The sequence below is a fragment of the Streptomyces sp. CB01249 genome (assembly GCF_001905735.1).
Lineage (GTDB): Bacteria > Actinomycetota > Actinomycetes > Streptomycetales > Streptomycetaceae > Streptomyces.
In genome coordinates, this window is sequence record NZ_LISW01000006.1 from 219,519 (window position 1) to 236,703 (window position 17,185).

Annotated in this window: 18 protein-coding genes; 9 read left to right on the plus strand and 9 right to left on the minus strand. The window is 74.3% G+C overall.

The window, feature by feature from the left end; genetic code table 11:
- Nucleotides 1–8: 8 nt before the first annotated feature.
- Nucleotides 9–356, minus strand: coding sequence for a hypothetical protein (locus AMK18_RS25830; RefSeq protein WP_026171718.1), 348 nt, complete (start codon nt 354–356; stop codon nt 9–11).
- Between the two features lie 238 nt (nt 357–594).
- Here AMK18_RS25830 and AMK18_RS25835 point away from each other — a divergent pair, with 238 nt between their 5' ends.
- The 3 genes from AMK18_RS25835 to AMK18_RS25845 all read left to right on the plus strand — a co-directional run bounded on the left by AMK18_RS25835 (nt 595) and on the right by AMK18_RS25845 (nt 5,982).
- Complete coding sequence (locus AMK18_RS25835) at nt 595–1,599, plus strand: slipin family protein (protein ID WP_073864789.1); 1,005 nt, start codon at nt 595–597, stop codon at nt 1,597–1,599.
- Between the two features lie 175 nt (nt 1,600–1,774).
- Nucleotides 1,775–4,636: a DEAD/DEAH box helicase gene (locus tag AMK18_RS25840; protein WP_073864678.1), complete on the plus strand. Its 2,862-nt coding sequence runs from the start codon at nt 1,775–1,777 to the stop codon at nt 4,634–4,636.
- Nucleotides 4,633–5,982: an SWIM zinc finger family protein gene (locus tag AMK18_RS25845; RefSeq protein ID WP_073864679.1), complete on the plus strand. Its 1,350-nt coding sequence runs from the start codon at nt 4,633–4,635 to the stop codon at nt 5,980–5,982. Before AMK18_RS25840 ends, AMK18_RS25845 begins: the two co-directional genes overlap by 4 nt.
- 16 nt (nt 5,983–5,998) lie before the next feature.
- On the opposite strand, the gene AMK18_RS25850 is transcribed toward AMK18_RS25845, so the two are convergent.
- Nucleotides 5,999–6,589 carry a TetR/AcrR family transcriptional regulator gene (locus AMK18_RS25850; RefSeq protein WP_073864680.1) on the minus strand — a complete coding sequence of 197 codons (591 nt, stop codon included), beginning with the start codon at nt 6,587–6,589 and terminating at the stop codon, nt 5,999–6,001.
- A gap of 117 nt (nt 6,590–6,706) precedes the next feature.
- Here AMK18_RS25850 and AMK18_RS25855 point away from each other — a divergent pair, with 117 nt between their 5' ends.
- A complete protein-coding gene (locus AMK18_RS25855; RefSeq protein ID WP_018104574.1) occupies nt 6,707–7,216 on the plus strand; it encodes an HXXEE domain-containing protein in 510 nt (169 codons plus the stop codon).
- 72 nt (nt 7,217–7,288) lie between these two features.
- Here the strand turns inward: AMK18_RS25855 and AMK18_RS25860 are convergent, their stop codons facing one another.
- Complete coding sequence (locus AMK18_RS25860; protein WP_073864681.1) at nt 7,289–7,819, minus strand: DUF3574 domain-containing protein; 531 nt, start codon at nt 7,817–7,819, stop codon at nt 7,289–7,291.
- A gap of 204 nt (nt 7,820–8,023) precedes the next feature.
- On the opposite strand from AMK18_RS25860, the gene AMK18_RS25865 reads away from it, so the two are divergent.
- Nucleotides 8,024–8,755 (plus strand): DUF7873 family protein, encoded by a 732-nt coding sequence (locus AMK18_RS25865; protein WP_018104576.1) that lies wholly within the window; start codon nt 8,024–8,026, stop codon nt 8,753–8,755.
- A 358-nt stretch (nt 8,756–9,113) separates the two neighbouring features.
- Here AMK18_RS25865 and AMK18_RS25870 read toward each other — a convergent pair whose 3' ends face one another.
- Nucleotides 9,114–10,325 carry a pyridoxal phosphate-dependent aminotransferase gene (locus AMK18_RS25870; RefSeq protein WP_018104578.1) on the minus strand — a complete coding sequence of 404 codons (1,212 nt, stop codon included), beginning with the start codon at nt 10,323–10,325 and terminating at the stop codon, nt 9,114–9,116.
- An 85-nt stretch (nt 10,326–10,410) separates the two neighbouring features.
- Between AMK18_RS25870 and AMK18_RS25875 the strand changes: the two genes are divergently transcribed.
- Together AMK18_RS25875 and AMK18_RS25880 are read left to right on the plus strand one after the other, a co-directional pair.
- A complete protein-coding gene (locus AMK18_RS25875) occupies nt 10,411–11,076 on the plus strand; it encodes a winged helix-turn-helix transcriptional regulator (protein WP_018104579.1) in 666 nt (221 codons plus the stop codon).
- A 107-nt stretch (nt 11,077–11,183) separates the two neighbouring features.
- Nucleotides 11,184–11,672 carry a cupin domain-containing protein gene (locus AMK18_RS25880; protein WP_018104580.1) on the plus strand — a complete coding sequence of 163 codons (489 nt, stop codon included), beginning with the start codon at nt 11,184–11,186 and terminating at the stop codon, nt 11,670–11,672.
- Nucleotides 11,673–11,700: 28 nt separating this feature from the next.
- Here AMK18_RS25880 and AMK18_RS25885 read toward each other — a convergent pair whose 3' ends face one another.
- Nucleotides 11,701–12,066, minus strand: a complete 366-nt coding sequence (locus AMK18_RS25885) for a nuclear transport factor 2 family protein (protein ID WP_073864790.1) — start codon at nt 12,064–12,066, stop codon at nt 11,701–11,703.
- A gap of 84 nt (nt 12,067–12,150) precedes the next feature.
- Here AMK18_RS25885 and AMK18_RS25890 point away from each other — a divergent pair, with 84 nt between their 5' ends.
- Entirely contained in the window at nt 12,151–12,789 is a 639-nt protein-coding gene (locus AMK18_RS25890; RefSeq protein WP_073864682.1) for a uridine kinase, read from the plus strand.
- A gap of 21 nt (nt 12,790–12,810) precedes the next feature.
- Here AMK18_RS25890 and AMK18_RS25895 read toward each other — a convergent pair whose 3' ends face one another.
- The gene (locus AMK18_RS25895; RefSeq protein ID WP_073864683.1) at nt 12,811–13,713 is read right to left on the minus strand and encodes a carbohydrate kinase family protein; all 903 of its coding nucleotides are present in this window, start codon (nt 13,711–13,713) and stop codon (nt 12,811–12,813) included.
- Nucleotides 13,710–14,651, minus strand: a complete 942-nt coding sequence (locus AMK18_RS25900; RefSeq protein ID WP_073864684.1) for a pseudouridine-5'-phosphate glycosidase — start codon at nt 14,649–14,651, stop codon at nt 13,710–13,712. The genes AMK18_RS25895 and AMK18_RS25900 overlap by 4 nt, the downstream gene beginning before the upstream one ends.
- 116 nt (nt 14,652–14,767) lie before the next feature.
- Here AMK18_RS25900 and AMK18_RS25905 point away from each other — a divergent pair, with 116 nt between their 5' ends.
- Nucleotides 14,768–15,589: a class I SAM-dependent methyltransferase gene (locus AMK18_RS25905; RefSeq protein WP_073864685.1), complete on the plus strand. Its 822-nt coding sequence runs from the start codon at nt 14,768–14,770 to the stop codon at nt 15,587–15,589.
- A gap of 9 nt (nt 15,590–15,598) precedes the next feature.
- Here AMK18_RS25905 and AMK18_RS25910 read toward each other — a convergent pair whose 3' ends face one another.
- Nucleotides 15,599–16,141 carry a methylated-DNA--[protein]-cysteine S-methyltransferase gene (locus AMK18_RS25910; RefSeq protein WP_073864686.1) on the minus strand — a complete coding sequence of 181 codons (543 nt, stop codon included), beginning with the start codon at nt 16,139–16,141 and terminating at the stop codon, nt 15,599–15,601.
- Nucleotides 16,142–16,185: 44 nt separating this feature from the next.
- Complete coding sequence (locus AMK18_RS25915) at nt 16,186–17,124, minus strand: glycerophosphodiester phosphodiesterase (RefSeq protein WP_073864687.1); 939 nt, start codon at nt 17,122–17,124, stop codon at nt 16,186–16,188.
- Nucleotides 17,125–17,185 lie beyond the last annotated feature (61 nt).

Sequence of the window (17,185 nt, forward strand, 5' to 3'; positions counted from 1 at the left end):
CCGGGCGGTCAGTGGATGGTGCTGAAGCTGCGCCAGGGGCGCGCGTTCGGCGCGTTGACGTCCGAGAACGTCGTGGCGACGTACGTCGTGCCCTTGCCGGTGCAGTCGGTCGTCCGGTACAGCACGATGTCGACCAGCGTCTCGTTGGCCACCGCCTTCGCGCCCGCCGGGGCGAGCCGGTGGCAGCCCTTGACCGAGGGGCTGTTCACCTCGACCACGGCGTCCCGCTCGGTGGTGTAGATGACCGGGCCGACCGCGGTCCGGCCGAGGCCCGAACAGCCTGCGACGGTGAGGGTCAGGAACACGGCCTGGGCGGCGATGCCGAGCCGGCGGCGTCGGCGGTCGATCACGGGCATGGGCGGATCCTCGTCTGTCTCGTCACCACGCACACCGCGGGTGTACGTGCCGGTGCCGCTCACCCTGCCCGCTTCCCCGGGCCCCGGCATCCGGGAAGCGGCCGGGCGGGGGAGCACGACCGCACCCGGCGTACCCGCGGACGCTCGACCCCGAGCGGAACCGGGCATACCGTGGTATTAGCGCACGAATGAGGTGCGAGGCCGAGAGCCGGGGATGTCCGGCTGGCAGGGGGCCGTCATGGTCCAGGACCTCTTGATCGCGGTGGTCGCGGCAGCGGCGGTGGGCGCGCTGTACCTGGCGGCGGCCGCCAGGGTCGTCAGGCAGTACGAACGGGGCGTGGTCCTCAGACTGGGCCGGCTCCGCGACGAGGTGCGCCCGCCGGGCTTCACGATGGTGCTGCCGGGCGTCGACCGGCTGCGCAAGGTCAACATGCAGATCGTGACCATGCCCGTGCCGGCCCAGGACGGGATCACCCGGGACAACGTCACGGTCCGGGTGGACGCCGTCATCTACTTCAAGGTCGTCGACCCGGCGAGCGCGGTCGTGGAGGTCGAGGACTACCGCTTCGCGGTCTCGCAGATGGCGCAGACGTCCTTGCGTTCCATCATCGGCAAGAGCGATCTGGACGACCTCCTGTCCAACCGCGAGAAGCTGAACCAGGGCCTGGAGCTGATGATCGACAGCCCCGCGGTCGGCTGGGGCGTCCAGATCGACCGGGTCGAGATCAAGGACGTCTCGCTGCCGGAGACCATGAAACGCTCCATGGCCCGCCAGGCCGAGGCCGACCGTGAGCGGCGCGCCCGGGTCATCAACGCGGACGCGGAACTCCAGGCGTCCAAGAAGCTGGCCGAGGCGGCGTCGGAGATGTCCACCCAGCCCGCCGCGCTCCAGCTGCGACTGCTCCAGACCGTGGTGGCCGTGGCGGCCGAGAAGAACTCCACCCTGGTGCTGCCGTTCCCGGTGGAGCTGCTGCGGTTCCTGGAACGGGCCCAGCAGGGGGCGCCGGGGGCGCCCGCCCCCGAGGTCGCGCAGACGCCGGACGCCGGGGCGCGAGTGGAGCCGGCGGGTCCCGGTGCGTCCGCCCCGGAGGGTGCGCGGCCCCCGGACTCCGGTGCGTCCGCTCCGGAGGGCGAGCTGCCTTCGGACTCCGGTGCGTCCGCCTCGGACAGTGCGCGGCCCCCGGACTCCGAGGCGCCGGACCCGCGTCCGGCCGTCTCCTCGAAGCCGTACGCCCACCACTGACCGCTCCGCGCGGTCGCTGCCCGGCCGCCGCCCGACCCGTACGAGCTGCGGGAACGGCGGCGGCCGGGCCTCGCCGGAGCCCGTTGTCAGAGCCCCCGCCTAGACTCGCGGAGCAGTGGGATCAGTCCGGGCCGTCCGTGCTGACCAGGGACGAAGCGCGTGAGGGGAGGGACCGGTGAGCACCGCACCGCCGCCGCAGGACGCGGACGACAGCCGTCTGCTGCGCTGCGCCGCCGTCTTCCTGCCCGGTACGCCGCCGCGCCGCGGCCGCGTCGCCTTCTGGGACCCGCTCGACGCCCCGCTGCCCGGGACCGAAGGTGCCCGGAGAGAGGAGATCACGGTCGTCCGGCCGTACGGCGCCGGGGGAGAGGTCCGCCCGCAGGCCGTGCCCGCGCTCCTGCTCACCGTCGCCGACGCCCTGCCCCTGCTCGCCCGCGCCCGCCACCTGCGCTCCGCCCACCCGGCCACCCGCGCCTGGGGCGCCGCCGCCCTCCACGCGCTGCACCTGGTGGTCGGCGGCCGCATGCTCCCCGGGCTGACGGCCGACGACCACGACGCCTGGCGGGCGGGCCCGCGCGACGCCGGGGACGTCGCCCACCTGCGCGCGGTGGCCGCCGCCCTGCCCTGGGAGGGGCACGCCGTCCCGCTGCCCGGCCCGACCCCGCCCCGGCTGCCCGACCCCGAGGCGCTGATCGGCGCCTTCCTCGACGCCGTCGCCGACACGCTGCCCCGGACGCCCGCCGCCGCGTTCGCCATGGGCGCCCCCTTCGCGGCGGCCGAGCCCCAGCATCTGCCCGGTGCCCGTGACTGGGCCGTCGAGGTCGCCTCGGGCCTGGACGCCGGAGTCCGGGTCTCGCTCCGCCTGGACCTCTCCGCGTACGAGCTCTTCGACACGACCGGTCCCGACGAGACGGCGCGCACCCCCGAGCGGCACGCCGCGGCCGCCGTCACCCAGGTGCACAGCCTCGCCGACCCCACCTACGTGGTCGACGCCGCCGCCCTGTGGGCCGGAGAGGCGGGCGAGCCGTTCGGGCCCCGGGCCCGGGTCGACACCGCGCTCGCCCTGCGCCGCGCGGCCCGCGTCTGGGCCCCGCTCGAACGGCTCCTGGACCAGCCGGTCCCCGACGTGCTGGCCCTCGGCGAGGACGAGCTGCACGAGCTGCTGGGCGTCGCCGGGAGCCGCCTCGCCGCCGCCGGGGTGAGCGTCCACTGGCCCAGGGAGCTGGCCCGCACCCTCACCGCCGCGGCCGTGGTCAGGCCCGCGCCCGGCACGGCCACGGACGGCACCGCGTTCTTCGACGCCGAACAGCTCTTCGCGTTCGACTGGCAGCTCTCGCTCGGCGACCAGCGGCTCACCGAGGCCGAGATGGACGTGCTCGCCGAGGCCCACCGCCCCGTGGTGCGGCTGCGGGACCAGTGGGTCGTCGTGGACCCCGCGCTCGTCCGCAAGGCCCGCAAACGGGAGCTGGGCCTGCTCGACCCGGTGGACGCCCTGGCCGTCGCCCTGACCGGCAGCGCCGAGGTGGACGGCGAGCAGGTCGAGGCGGTGCCCGCCGGGGCGCTCGCGGAGCTGCGCACCCGCCTCCTCACCGACGACGCCCCGCTCGCCCCGCCGCCCGGACTCCACGCCACGCTCCGGGACTACCAACTGCGCGGGCTGGCCTGGCTGGACCGGATGACCTCCCTCGGCCTCGGCGGCTGCCTCGCCGACGACATGGGCCTCGGCAAGACGATCACCCTGATCGCCCTCCACCTCCACCGCGCCCACCCCGCGCCCACACTCGTCATCTGCCCCGCCTCCCTGCTGGGCAACTGGCACCGCGAGATCAACCGCTTCGCCCCCGGCGTCCCCGTGCGCAGATTCCACGGCACCGGCCGCAGCCTCACCGGGGCGGACCGGGGCTTCGTCCTCACCACGTACGGCACGATGCGCTCCAGCGCCGCCGAGCTGGCCGCCCACGGCTGGGGCCTGGTCGTCGCCGACGAGGCGCAGCACGTCAAGAACCCGCACTCGTCCACCGCGAAGGCTCTGCGCACCATCCCGTCCCCGGCGCGCGTCGCCCTCACCGGCACCCCGGTGGAGAACAACCTCTCCGAGCTGTGGGCGCTGCTCGACTGGACCACGCCCGGACTGCTCGGCCCGCTCAAGGCGTTCCGGGCCCGCCACGCCCGGATCGTGGAGAACACCGGCACGGCGGCGGGACTCGGCAACGACGAGGCGGTGGAGCGGCTGTCCCGGCTCGTGCGGCCGTTCCTGCTGCGCCGCAAGAAGTCCGACCCCGGGATCGCGCCCGAGCTGCCGCCCAAGACGGAGACCGACCACCCCGTCTTCCTCACCCGCGAGCAGGCCACGCTGTACGAGGCCACGGTGCGCGAGACCATGGCGTACATCGAGGCGTCCGAGGGCATCGCCCGGCGCGGCCTGATCATGAAGCTGCTGGCCTCGCTCAAGCAGATCTGCAACCACCCCGCGCAGTATCTGAAGGAGGACGCCGCCCGGCTCACCGGACGCTCCGGAAAGCTCGCCCTCCTGGACGAACTGCTCGACACGATCCTCGCCGAGGACGGCTCCGTGCTGGTCTTCACCCAGTACGTGACGATGGCCCGGCTGCTGTCCGCCCATCTGACCGCCCGCGCGATCCCCTGCCAGCTCCTCCACGGCGGTACGCCGGTGCCCGAGCGGGAACGGATGGTGGACCGCTTCCAGTCCGGTGAGGTCCCGGTCTTCCTGCTCTCCCTCAAGGCGGCGGGCACCGGGCTCAACCTCACCCGGGCCGCCCATGTCATCCACTACGACCGCTGGTGGAATCCGGCGGTCGAGGAGCAGGCCACGGACCGGGCCTACCGCATCGGCCAGACCCAGCCCGTCCAGGTGCACCGGCTGATCGCCGAGGGCACGGTGGAGGACCGGATCGGCGAGATGCTGCTCGCCAAGCGGGCCCTAGCCGACGCCGTCCTCGGCAGCGGCGAGAGCGCGCTCACCGAGCTGAGCGACCGCGACCTGGCCGACCTCGTCTCCCTCCGGAGGCCGTCATGAGCCCCGCCCCCCGCCGCACCGGCGCCCCCCGCCCCACCACCGGACCGCTCGCCGCCCGCCGGGACGCCGGCCGCCCCGGCGCCCGCTCCCGCCCCGGCCCCGACGACCTGCGGCGCACCTTCGAGGCCGTCCCGGCGCGCACCTCCGGGGAGGGCGAGCCGTTCGCGGAGAGCTGGTGGGGCCGGGCCTGGGTGGCGGCCCTGGAATCCCTGTCGATGGACGGCCCGCGCCTCGCCCGGGGGCGGGACTACGCGGACGGCGGCCACGTCGCCGCGATCACCGTCACCCCGGGGCACGTCGTCGCGTACGTGCACGGCAGCCGCCCCCGCCCGTACCGCGCGGAGCTGCGGCTGCGCACCTTCCCCGACCCCGACTGGGACACCCTGCTCGACGCGGTCGCCGCCCGCCCCGGCCACCTCGCCGCGCTCCTCGCCAAGGAGATGCCGCACTCCCTGGCCGACACGGCGACCGACGCCGGGATGACCCTGCTGCCCGTCCCCGGCGACCTCGACCCCGCCTGCACCTGCCCCGACCGGGGCCGGCCCTGCAAGCACGTCGCCGCCCTCAGCTACCAGATGGCCCTCCTGCTGGACACCGACCCCTTCGTCCTGCTCCTGCTGCGCGGCCGGGGCGAGCGCGAACTCCTCGAAGAGCTGGCCCGGCGCAACGCCGCGCACTCCGCCCGCGAGCGGCCCCCCGCCCCCGACACCCCGTCCGTCTCCGCCGAAGAGGCGCTGGCCGGCCGCTTCCTGCCCCCGCTGCCCGCGCCCTTCCCCGTCGACCCGCACCCGGGCCGCCCGCCCGCCTACCCGGTCCTCCCCGGCGCCCGGGACCCGCTCGCCCTGGACCAGCTCGCCACCGACGCGGCGGCCCGCGCCCACGCCCTGCTGACCACCGGCCACGACCCGCTCGCCGGGCTCACCACCTGGCAGGACGCCGTCCGTCTCGCCGCCGCCGGACCCACCGCGGGGCTCACCGCGACGACCCGCGCCCTCTACCGGGAGCTGGCCTCCGCCACCGGCCGCAACACCACGGACCTGGCCCGCGCCGTGGCCGCCTGGCGGCAGGGCGAGGCCGAGGGGCTGGCGGTCCTGGAGACCCCGTGGGACCCCCCGGCCGGCCCGTTCGACCGTGCCCGCCCGGCCCTCGCCGCCGCCGGCTTCCCCCGCTTCCAGCCCTGGCGCAACCACCTCACGCACCCCGGCGGCGCCCTCCAGCTCCGCTTCGGCCGCGACGGCCGCTGGTACGGCTACGAGTCGGACCCGGGCCAGGACGAGTGGTGGCCGCGCGCCGCCCCCGACCACGACCCGGTCGGCGCGCTCCTGGAGCTGACCGGCGGCAGCTGAGGGGCCCGCCCGCTGCTCAGCCGCCGTACCCGGGCGGCAGCACCGCGTCGACCACGGCGGCGGCGAATCCGGCCGGTACGGGCTCGTTCCTGAGCACCGCCCGCACCCACACGGCCCCGGCGATCAGGTCGAGCAGCAGCTTCGGGTCGGCCCCCGGGGGCAGCTCCCCGCGTGCGGCGGCCCGGGCGAACACCGGCTGCTCGCGAGCGAACCGGTCCGCGAAGAAGTCCCGGGCCAGCGCGGCGAGTTCGTCGTCGGCCAGCCCCGTCCCCGAGGCCAGGGCCCGCACGACCGCCCGCGTCCGTACGCCGGTGATCAGGGCGGCCACCTGCTCGGTGAGCGCGATCAGGTCCCCGCGCAGCGAACCGGTGTCGGGTACGTCGATGTCCAGCACCCGGGCCCGGAGCAGCGCCGCCCGCAGCAGCGCCGCCTTCGACGGCCACCAGCGGTAGATCGTCGTCTTGTTGACCCCCGCCTCCTGGGCGACGGCCTCGATCGTGAGCCCCGCGTACCCGCGCTCGGCGAGCAGCCGCAGCGTGGCGTCGAAGATCGCCTCGGCGGCGCGGGGCCCCTTCTCGGGGCGGGGGTGCGGGGCAGGGGCGGACATGGCGGCTCCGGGGAAAAGTGCAACGCAACGTTGCGTTGCATTATAGGCTGCGGCCGATCGTCGGCACACAACACGCAGGGGGATGCCATGAAGCACCACGACAGGGTTTCCGGAGCGGTGACCTGGGGGCTGCTGGCCGCCTGGGCAGCCAACGACCTGGAGGAGATCGCCACCATGGCGGGCTGGCTCCGGACCGCGCGGCCGAGGCTGAAGGAGCGCCTGCCGTGGGTGCCCGACCGGGTGTGGGACCGGGCTGACCTCTCGCAGCGCGAGGTGAACACGGCCATCGGCCTGATGGGCGTGCTCATCGCGGCGGCCGCCGCCGACGGGGCGCGCACGGGCGGCCGCAGCCCCTTCTTCCGTACCGTCCTGGCCGGATTCGGGCTCCACGGGGTGGTGCACCTCGCGCAGTCGGCGGCGTACGGCGGCTACACCCCGGGCGTGGCCACCTCGCCGACCGTCGTCATCCCGTACTCGCTCTGGGCACTGCGCCGACTGCGGGCGGCGGGCATCCCGGTCGGCGGCGCCCGCGAGGCGGCGGCCGGACTGGCGCTCCTCCCGGCCGCCGTGGCGGGCGCGCACGCGGCGGCCAGGGTGCTGGCCCGGCCCCGTACGACCGGCGCGTGAAACGCCTGGGCCGGACCTGTCGAGCCGGTTCTCACAAGCCGGCCCTCGCAAGTCGGTCCTCGGAAGCCGGACTCAGAAGTCCGCCGTCAGCCGCTCCTCCAGCCGCCCCACCGAGTCCTGGGCGTACTCCTTCTCGTACGCGTCGCGGATGCGCTCGATCTGGCGGCCGCGCAGCCGGGCCTCGGAGGCCGGGTAGAGCAGGGTCAGCTCGTAGCTGCGCTCGCGCTCGATGACGCCGTGGGAGTCGCGCCACTGACCCCGGCCGTCCTGGATGGTCAGCCCGTTCGGGAAGCGCGGGGTGACCTCCTCGTCGATGAAGGCGAGGAACTGCCGGTCGGTCACCACCGGCCCGCCGTCCGGGCGTTCGGTGCCGAAGAGCAGCCGGGTCTCGATGTAGTCCTTCCCCAGCACGGCCCCCGCCACCGCCGGGCGCGGCTCCGGCGAGGCGCCCGAGCCGAGCGTCGCGTACGCGACGGGAGTGCCCACCGCCAGGACGGCGAGCCCCGCCGTGGCGGCGACGAGCGCGGTCCGGCGGCGCGGACGGCGACTGTCGGGGGAACCGGCCGGCTCGCTCGCGGCGGCGGTGCGGGACAGGAGAGGCATGGCGGAGCCCTTCGATCCGGATACGGGAGAGGCGCGGAAGCGCGGGCCTCACTGTCGCAAGCGGGCCCCGGCCGAGGGCGGCGGAAGCGGGGCGTCACCGGGATTCCACCCGATCGGGCGGGCGTGCACCGGCGCGCGCAGGGGCACCGGCCGTACCGAAAAACCTTTGGCCCAGGGATCGTTGGCGCTGCTAGCTTCCTGGACGTGGCGAAACTCAATCAGATCATCGCAGTGGAGAAGGGCGTCAAGTCCAAGGCACACCAGGACCTGACGGCGGCACATCACGGCCTCCAGAAGGTCGGACTCCTGGCCGGGATCTCCCGGACCTACCAGCCGAAGGACGAGGAGGGCGAGCAGCTGCCGCCCGAGTCGACGCCGGTGCAGGTCAAGGCCGAGGACGTGCTGCGGGAGACCGCGAAGACGCTCACCCGCCTCTTCGACGTGACCGCCACGAAGGACTGGGCGAACTGCACGGCCCGCGCCGACGTCACGGTCGACGGCCGCGTCCTGGTGAGCGACGTACCGGTGTCCTACCTGCTCTTCCTGGAGAAGCAGCTCATCGACGTCAACACCTTCGTCCGCAAGCTGCCGGTGCTCGACGCCTCCGAGGCGTGGGCCCAGGACCCGTCCACCGACGCGTGGAAGACCGAGCCGGTCCGCACCCTGCGCACCAAGAAGGTGCCCCGCAACCACGTGAAGGCGGAGGCCACCGAGAAGCACCCGGCGCAGGTCGAGGTGTACTACGAGGACGTGCCGATCGGCTACTGGACGACCGTGAAGTTCTCCGGGGCGCTGCCCGCGCGCCGGGTCAACGAACTGCTCGACCGGGTCGAGAAGCTGCAGCAGGCCGTCAAGTTCGCCCGCGAGGAGGCCAACGGCGCGGACGTCACGGACCAGAGGGTGGGTGACGCCGTCTTCGGTTACCTCTTCGGGTGACCGACCATGGATTCCCCGGCGGCCGTCGAAGCCGTCGGGGTGCGCGAGGAGCGCAAAGCTGAAACTGAAGTTTGTCGTGACGAAGCGGACTCCGGTGGAGACCGTGATCAATCTCAGACTCTCGCTCCAGGCTCAGCATGCGCCGCCTATCGCCGGATCAGACGGGCCCGTGCCCGTGGGCGTCGAGATGCCGGTTCGACTCCGGCCCGTGGAGCTTCGGTCCGCGGTCGTCTAAAGGCAGGACGCGACGACATAAAACTGATACGGGACCTTAAACGTGCCGGCGTGCCATGCAGGCGGCATCACAGGGCTCGGGGGCCGGCTACGCCCCCGGGCCCGCTCCTCATTCGGCGCGGACTCACTGCCGGTACCCCGCCAGGAACCGCCCGATCCGGCTGATCGCGGCGTCGAGGTCGTCCGCGTGCGGCAGGGTGAGGATGCGGAAGTGGTCGGGGCGCGGGTAGTTGAAGCCGGTGCCCTGCACGACCTGGATCTTCTCGCGCAGCAGCAGGTCCAGCACGAACTTCTCGTCGTCCGCGATCGGGTGCACCTTCGGGTCGATGCGCGGGAAGGCGTACAGCGCGCCCTTCGGCTTCACACAGGACACGCCCGGGATCTCGTTCAGCTTCTGCCAGGCCCGGTCGCGCTGCTCGTACAGCCTGCCCCCGGGCACCACCAGGTCCCGGATCGACTGCCGGCCGCCGAGCGCGGCCTGAATGGCGTACTGGGCGGGGGCGTTGGGGCACAGCCGCATCGAGGCCAGCATCGTCAGCCCCTCCAGATAGCTGCGGGCGTGCTGCTTGGGGCCCGACACCACCATCCAGCCGGAGCGGAACCCGGCCACCCGGTACGTCTTCGAGAGCCCGCTGAAGGTGAGGCAGACCAGGTCCGGGGCGAGCACCGCCACGCTGTGGTGCTCGGCGTCGTCGTAGAGGATCTGGTCGTAGATCTCGTCGGCGAACACCATCAGACCGTGCCTGCGGGCCAGGTCGAGGATGGCCTCAAGGACCTCGCGCGGATAGACGGCGCCGGTCGGGTTGTTGGGGTTGATGATCACGACGGCGCGGGTGCGGTCGGTGATCTTCGAGGCCATGTCGGCGACGTCCGGGTTCCAGTCGGACGCCTCGTCGCAGGTGTAGTGCACGGCCTTCCCGCCGGCCAGCGTCGTGACCGCCGTCCACAGCGGGTAGTCCGGGGACGGGATCAGCACCTCGTCGCCGTCCTCCAGGAGCCCCTGGACGGCCATCGAGATGAGCTCGGAGACGCCGTTGCCGAGGAAGACGTCGTCCACGCCGACCTCGGTCAGGCCCATCGCTTGGTAGCGCTGCACCACGGCGCGCCGGGCGGACAGGACGCCGCGCGAATCCGTGTAGCCGTGGGCCTGCGGGAGCATCCGGATCATGTCCTGGACGATCTCCTCCGGCGCCTCGAAGCCGAAGAGGGCCGGGTTGCCCGTGTTGAGCCGGAGCACGCTGTGGCCCGCCTCCTCCAGGGCGTTGGCGTGCTCGATGACGGGGCCCCGGATCTCGTAGCAGACCTCGTTGAGCTTGCTGGACTGGCGGAATTCCATGCGGTGCCTCCCCGACCCGATTGCGATACTTGGTTTTACCAAGCTCGGGCTTGGAAAGTCCAACAACATGTCTAGACTGCGTCGCATGCCACGTCAGACACAGCCGGCCACCCGCCCGGCCCGCCGCCGGAGTTACGACCAGTTCTGCGCCGGCGCCCGCGCCCTGGACGCGGTCGGCGACCGGTGGACCCTGCTGATCGTCCGTGAACTGCTGGCCGGTCCCCGCCGCTACACCGATCTCCACGCCGACCTGCCGGGCGTCAGCACGGACGTCCTGGCGTCCCGGCTCAAGGACATGGAGCAGGGCGGCCTCGTCACCCGCCGCAAGCTCCCGCCCCCGGCCGCCGCCACGGTCTACGCGCTCACCGCGCGCGGCCACGGACTGCTGCCGGTCCTCGCCGCGCTCGCCGAGTGGGGCGCTCCCGCGCTGGCCGAGCGACGCCCCACGGACGCGGTCCGGGCGCACTGGTTCGCGCTCCCGCTGCTGAGCGCCCTGAAGGGGGCGGCCACGGGCGTGCTCGATGTCCGGCTGGACGAGGGCGAGTTCCACATCCGTACGGGCGAGGTGGCGGCCGGTGAGCCGGTGTACGGGGACGGGCCCGCCGCCGACGCCGACGCGCGCATCGTCCTCGACGCGGAGCTGTGCCTCGCCCTCGGGCGCGGCGAGCCGACGTTCGCGGAGGCGGTCGGGGACGGCCGGATCGAGGTGTACGGGGACGGCGCGCTGGCCGAGGAGCTGCGCGGCGCCTGACGGCCGGCCGGGCTGGGCCGGATGCCGGTGGCGTGATTCCAGCGGTCCTCTTCCGGGTAGCGTCCGGGTATTTGAGATGTCCGTGACACCCGAGACAGGAGAGAGCCATGGGGAACGGCGTACAGCGGGTGCGGCAGAACCGGCTGGGCAGGGCGTTCGTCGTCGCGGGGTGCGTGGCGGCGCTCGCGTTCGTGCCGACGGCGGCCGGTGCCACGCCCGGCAGCGGGGTGACCGCGACCGTCGTGGCCAAGGGCACCTCGGCGGGCAAGCTGAAGGTGAAGGCGCCGAAGGGCCGGGCGGACGTCACCTTCCGCACGATCACCATCGAGCCGGGCGGCTCCACCGGCTGGCACACCCACAGCGGCCAGCTGATCGCCGTCGTGAAGTCCGGCACGCTGACCCGCACCCTGGACGACTGCTCGGTCGAGGTGTCCCCGGCCGGCACCTCGTTCATCGAGCCGTCGGGCAAGAAGCACCGCCACATCGGCCGCAATCTGGGCACCGAGCCGGTGGTCCTCTGGGTGACGTATCTGCTGCCCGAGGGCAGCGAACTCTCGGACGACGCCGACGCGGTGGACTGCGGGCCGGGGAAGTGACACCACCCGGGGACACCGCCCGCCGAAGTCAGCGGGCGAGTGTCTCCCCGTACGCGCCGAGCCCGGCGATCACCAGCCCGTCGCGGAGGGTCAGCACCTCGTAGACCCGGCCGCCGATCTGGTTGCGGTAGTCGATCACCAGCGTGTCGACGCTCGCCCGGACGTCCATCACCTCGAACTCCAGGTCCGGGATGAGTTCGAGCCCGCGCTTCCAGTACGCCCGCAGGGCGTCCTTGCCGCGTACGGTCCCGGAGGGGTCGCCGGTGAACCGCGCGATCATCGGGGAGCTGAAGGTCACGTCCTCGTGATAGTGCGTCAGGATGCGTTCCAGGTCGTGGGAGTTCCAGTCGTCCTGCCAGCGCGCTGCGAACTCACGGGCGAATTCAAGATCCATGGCCACGACCGTAATCCTCGCGGCGGATTCCGGCGGCGGTATTCCGGCATCCGGCCACCCGGCGGGACGCGCGATGATGGACCGGTGCGATTCGAAGCGATCACCCGGGACCGGCTGACGGACGCGCTCGCCGCGCACGCCGACTCGCTGGAACCGGCCGACGGCGGGCCCTGGCTGAAGATCGCCGTCGACGGCGCCCCTGCCGCCCGCCCCGCCGACCTGGCCGAATCCGTCGCCGAGGCGCTGCGCCTCCGGGGCCGCGCCGTGCTCCCCGTCCCCACCGCCGGATTCCTGCGGCCCGCGAGCCTGCGGTACGAGTACGGGAAACAGGACCCGGACTCGTACTTCGGCAGCTGGTTCGACACCGGCGCCCTGTGGCGCGAGGTGTTCGGCCCTCTGGAACCGGGCGGCAGCGGACGGGTGCTGCCCGACCTGTGGGACCCGGCGACGGACCGGGCCACCCGCAGCCCGTACCAGCCGCTGCCGGAGGGCGGGGTGCTGATCCTGCACGGCCCGCTGCTGCTCGGGCACTGGTTCCCCTTCGACCTCGCCGTCCACCTGCGCCTCTCGGCGGGCGCGCTGCGGCGGCGCACGGCGGAGGACGAGCTGTGGACCCTGCCCGCCTTCGAGCGGTACGAGGACGAGGTGGCGCCCGCCGACAACGCGGACGCGGTGGTGCGCGCGGATGACCCGGGGCACCTGGCGTGGACGGGGCTGCGGTGAGGCGTGCGGGTCCGGGTCCCGCTACTCGCCCGGCAACGGCGGCCGCCCGCCCACCGTCGCGACGGCCTCCGCCCCCGCCCGGCACCCCGCCGCCGCGGCCGCCGCGTCGTCCGCGCCCGCCAGCCGCGCCGCGAGGAAGCCGCCGGTGAACGCGTCGCCCGCCCCGGTCGAGTCCACGGCCCGGCCGGCCCTCGCCGCCGGGACCAGGCCGGTCACCGTGCCCCCGGCGGCGAGCAGCGCCCCGCCCTCGCCGAGCGTCACGACGACCCGGCGGTCGGGCATGCTCAACTTGGCGGCCGCGTCCGCCGGTTCCGGCAGGCCGGTGAGCAGCCGGGCCTCGTCCGCGTTGGGCAGCAGCAGGTCCGCCCGCTCGGTCAGGGCGAGGAACCGGTCGACGCCGAGACCGGCCAGGAAGCCCGCCGACGCGGGGTCCACGCTCACCGGAACCTTCCGCCGTACGGCCTCCCGCAGGGCGAGCAGGGCCGTCACCCGGCTCGTATCGGCGAACAGCAGATAGCCCGACAGGTGGAGGTGGGCGACCCCGTCGAGCAGCGCGGGCGACCAGTCATCGGGGGAGAGCCGCAGCACCGCGCCGCTGTCGGTGAGGAAGGTGCGCTCGGCGGCGGCGTCCACCAGGGCCACGACGGTCGCGGTCGGCGCTTCCTCGTCCACCGCGAGCAGCCCGCGCACCCCCGCCCGCCGCAGCAGACCGCGGTGCCAGTCCGCCGAGTCGGCGCCCACCCGGGCCAGCAGCCGCACGTCCCGGCAGCCCGCGCGCGCCGCCCAGCAGGCCACGTTGGCCCCCGCGCCGCCCGCCCGGGTCCGGATCACGGCGGCGGTGTCCGTGCCGTGGGCCAGCGCCGAGCCGTGCCGGGCCACCACATCGGTGACCACGTCCCCGACGACGAGGAGGCCGCCGCTCACCGCGCCGTCCAGGCCGTCGCGATACGGGCGGCGAGCGCCACATTGCCCCGGACCGCGGCGAGATTGGCCTCCAGCGAGGCGCCCCCGGTGTGCCGCACCAGCCGGTCCAGCAGGAACGGCGTGACCGCCTGCCCCGTGACCCCCTGCTCCCGGCAGGCCACCAGCGCCTCGGCGAGCACCCGGTCGTGCAGCCCGGGGTCCAGCTGCTCGTCCTCCGGTACGGGGTTGGCCACGATCAGCGCCGCCTCGGGGCCGCCCAGCGCGTCCTGGGCGCGCATCACCTCGGCGACCTCCTCGGGCGAGGTCACCGTCCAGTCGACCGGCTCGCCCGAACCGCTCAGGTAGAACCCGGGGAACGTGTCCGTGCCGTAGCCGAGCACCCCGACCCCCAGCGTCTCAAGGCGTTGCAGTGTGGCGGGCACGTCCAGTATCGACTTCACGCCCGCGCAGACCACGGTGATCCCCGTACGCCCCAGCAGCCGCAGGTCCGCCGACTCGTCCTGCGTCTCGGTCCAGCCCCGGTGCACCCCGCCCAGCCCGCCGGTCGCGAAGACCCGCAGCCCGGCCCGGGCCGCCAGGAAGGCGGTCGCCGACACGGTCGTCGCCCCGCTCGCCCCGGCCGCCAGTGCCGGGGCGAGGTCGCGGTGGCCCAGCTTGCGCATCCCCGGGTCCTCGGCCACCCGTTCCAGCTCGGCCTTGTCCAGACCGACCCTGGCCCGCCCGTCCAGCACCGCCACCGTCGCGGGCACGGCCCCGGCGGACCGCACGAGCCCCTCCAGCTCCCCGGCGACCCGCAGATTGCGGGGGCGGGGCAGGCCGTGGGCGATGATCGTCGACTCCAGGGCGACGACCGGCCGGTGCGCGGCGAGGGCGGCCCGCACCTCGGCGGAGAGGACCGGCGCGTAGGGGGTGGCGTCGAGGGGCGCGTTGAGTGACATGTCCACATCCCTGGCGCGGGTGGGCGGCACTCAAACGTCGCTGGGCCCGCCCCGGCCCGGCGGGTGGCGCGAAACCGCCCGTCGGTGGCCGCGCACGAGGGCGCTAGGGTCGCCCCATGCCCTCCGCGACCGGTCAACCCGCCTCCTCCGTACGTGACTTCTACGACGACCTCGCCTCCGACTACGACCTCATGTACGCCGACTGGCAGGCGAGCATCGAGCGCCAGGCCGCCGCGCTGTCGGACCTGATCACCACCGCGCTCGGCGCGGGCGCCCCGTACGACGTGCTGGACTGCGCCTGCGGCATCGGCACCCAGGCGCTCGGTCTCGCCACGCTCGGACACCGGGTCACCGGCAGCGACCTGAGCCCCGCCGCCGCTGCCCGCGCCGCGAAGGAGGCGGCCGCGCGCGGCCTGGACCTGCGCACCACGGCCGCCGACATGACGCGGCTGCCCTTCGGTGACCGCTCCTTCGACGTCGTCGTGTGCGCCGACAACTCGCTGCCGCACCTGCTCACCCCGGAAGCGGTGGAGGCGGCGCTCGGCGAGATGCGCAGGGTGCTCCGCCCCGGCGGCGTACTCCTGGTCTCCACCCGGCCCTACGACCGGCTGCGCCGCGAGCGGCCCGCGTCCACACCGCCGCAGGTCAGGGAGGAGACCGGCGGCCGGGTCGTCACCTTCCAGCTGTGGCACTGGCGCCCGGACGGCGAGCGCTACGACCTGGAGCACTTCCAGCTGCACCCCGCGGCGGACGGGGGCGCGGCCTGGGACGTGCGCACGCGCCGCACCTCGTACTGGGCGCTCGGGCAGGACCAGCTCACCGGATTCGCCCGGCGGGCCGGTCTCACGGAGCCCGCCTGGCACGAGCCGGAGGCCACGGGCTTCTTCCAGCCGGTGCTGGTCGCGCACCGGCCGGACACGGACCCGGACCCCGCCTGACGGCACCGCTCAGAACAGCGGCTCCGGCAGCACCCCTTCCAGCGCCAGCAGCTGCCGCTTGGTCTCCAGACCGCCGCCGAAGCCGCCTATCCCGCCGTCGCTCTCCACCACCCGGTGGCACGGCACCACCACGGGCAGCGGGTTGGACCCCATCGCCGCGCCCACCGCCTGGGCCGCGCCCGGCTGTCCGACCCGCTCGGCCAGCTCCCCGTAACCGGCGACCGCCCCGTACGGCACGCCCCGGGCCAGCTCCTGGAGCACCTGGCGGTTGAAGCCGGCGGTCAGCGACCAGTCCAGGCCGAGCGAGAACTCCCGCAGCGTCCCCGCGAAGTACGCCTCGAACTGGCGCACCGGCTCGGCCAGCCGGGCGGAGCCGGGGGCCTCGGCCGGCTCCGCGCCGAGCCGGCCGCGCAGCCGGTCCAGCGCCCTGTCCCGTATCTCCGGGCGGGCGTGGAAGACGACGCTCACCAGCCCCGTCTCCGTCGCGGCCAGCATCAACGGACCGATGTCGCTCCCGACCACGGTCCACTCGACGACCCCGTTGCTGTCCATGCCACCACCGTACGGCGGCCCACTGACAACGGGGCCCGGCGGACTCAGCCCCGTGTGGCCGCGCGCACCACGTCGGGGGTGTTCGTGATGATCCCGTCCACCCCCATGGACTCGACCCGGCGCGCGGCCGCCGCGTCGTTCACCGTCCAGGAGTTCACCTGGAGCGTCTTGCCGTGCGGGCCCTTCAGGGCGTGCACCGCCGTCACATAGCTGCCCGACAGGCCCGTGTACGAGGGGTTGATCTGGTCGGCGAACGCCGCGTACGCGGGCAGCTCGGAGACGGCCGGGGCGCCGAGGAAACCGGTGACCAGGTCCGGGCGCAGGGAGTGCACCGTACGCAGGCTGTCGGCCCCGAAACTCTGGATCACCAGGCGGCTGCGGACGTGGCTCGTGTCCAGCCAGCCCTCCTCGCCCAGCACCCGGAGGGTCGCCCGCTCGATCCCCGGGTAGCTCTCCGGGCTCTTGATCTCCAGCAGGAGGTTCTGCTTGTTGTGGCCGAGCCGCTTCAGGTACTGGTGCAGGGTCGGCACCCGGGTCCCGGCGTACGCGGGCCCGAACCAGCTGCCCGCGTCCAGTCGGGAGATCTCGGCGGCCGTGAAGTCCTTGACCGCCCAGGGCGCACGGTCCGGGAACACCTCCTCGGCGTTCGTCGTCCGCTTGAGATCGGTGTCGTGGATGACGACCACCACCCCGTCCCTGGTCAGCTGGACGTCGTTCTCCACCCAGTCGAAGCCCAGCGCGTCGGCCTTGTCCACGGACCTGAGCGTGTTCTCGGGGGCGTACGCCGAGGCGCCCCGGTGGGCGTAGACGCGCGGGTGGTCCGCCGCGGCGTCGGAGGCCCGGCGGACCGGGGCGACCTGTTGGACCGGGTGCCGGGTCAGCGGGGTGTCCGCGACCGGGGTGCCCGGTTGCGGCATCAGCAACGTGCCGGCGCCCATGACGGCAGCGGCGGCGACGGAGGCGGTAGCGGTGCCTGCGTACACGTGGACTCCTTGCGTCAGAGTTGCGGACGGCCCGAGCGTCCCAGCCGGCCCCGAACACGGG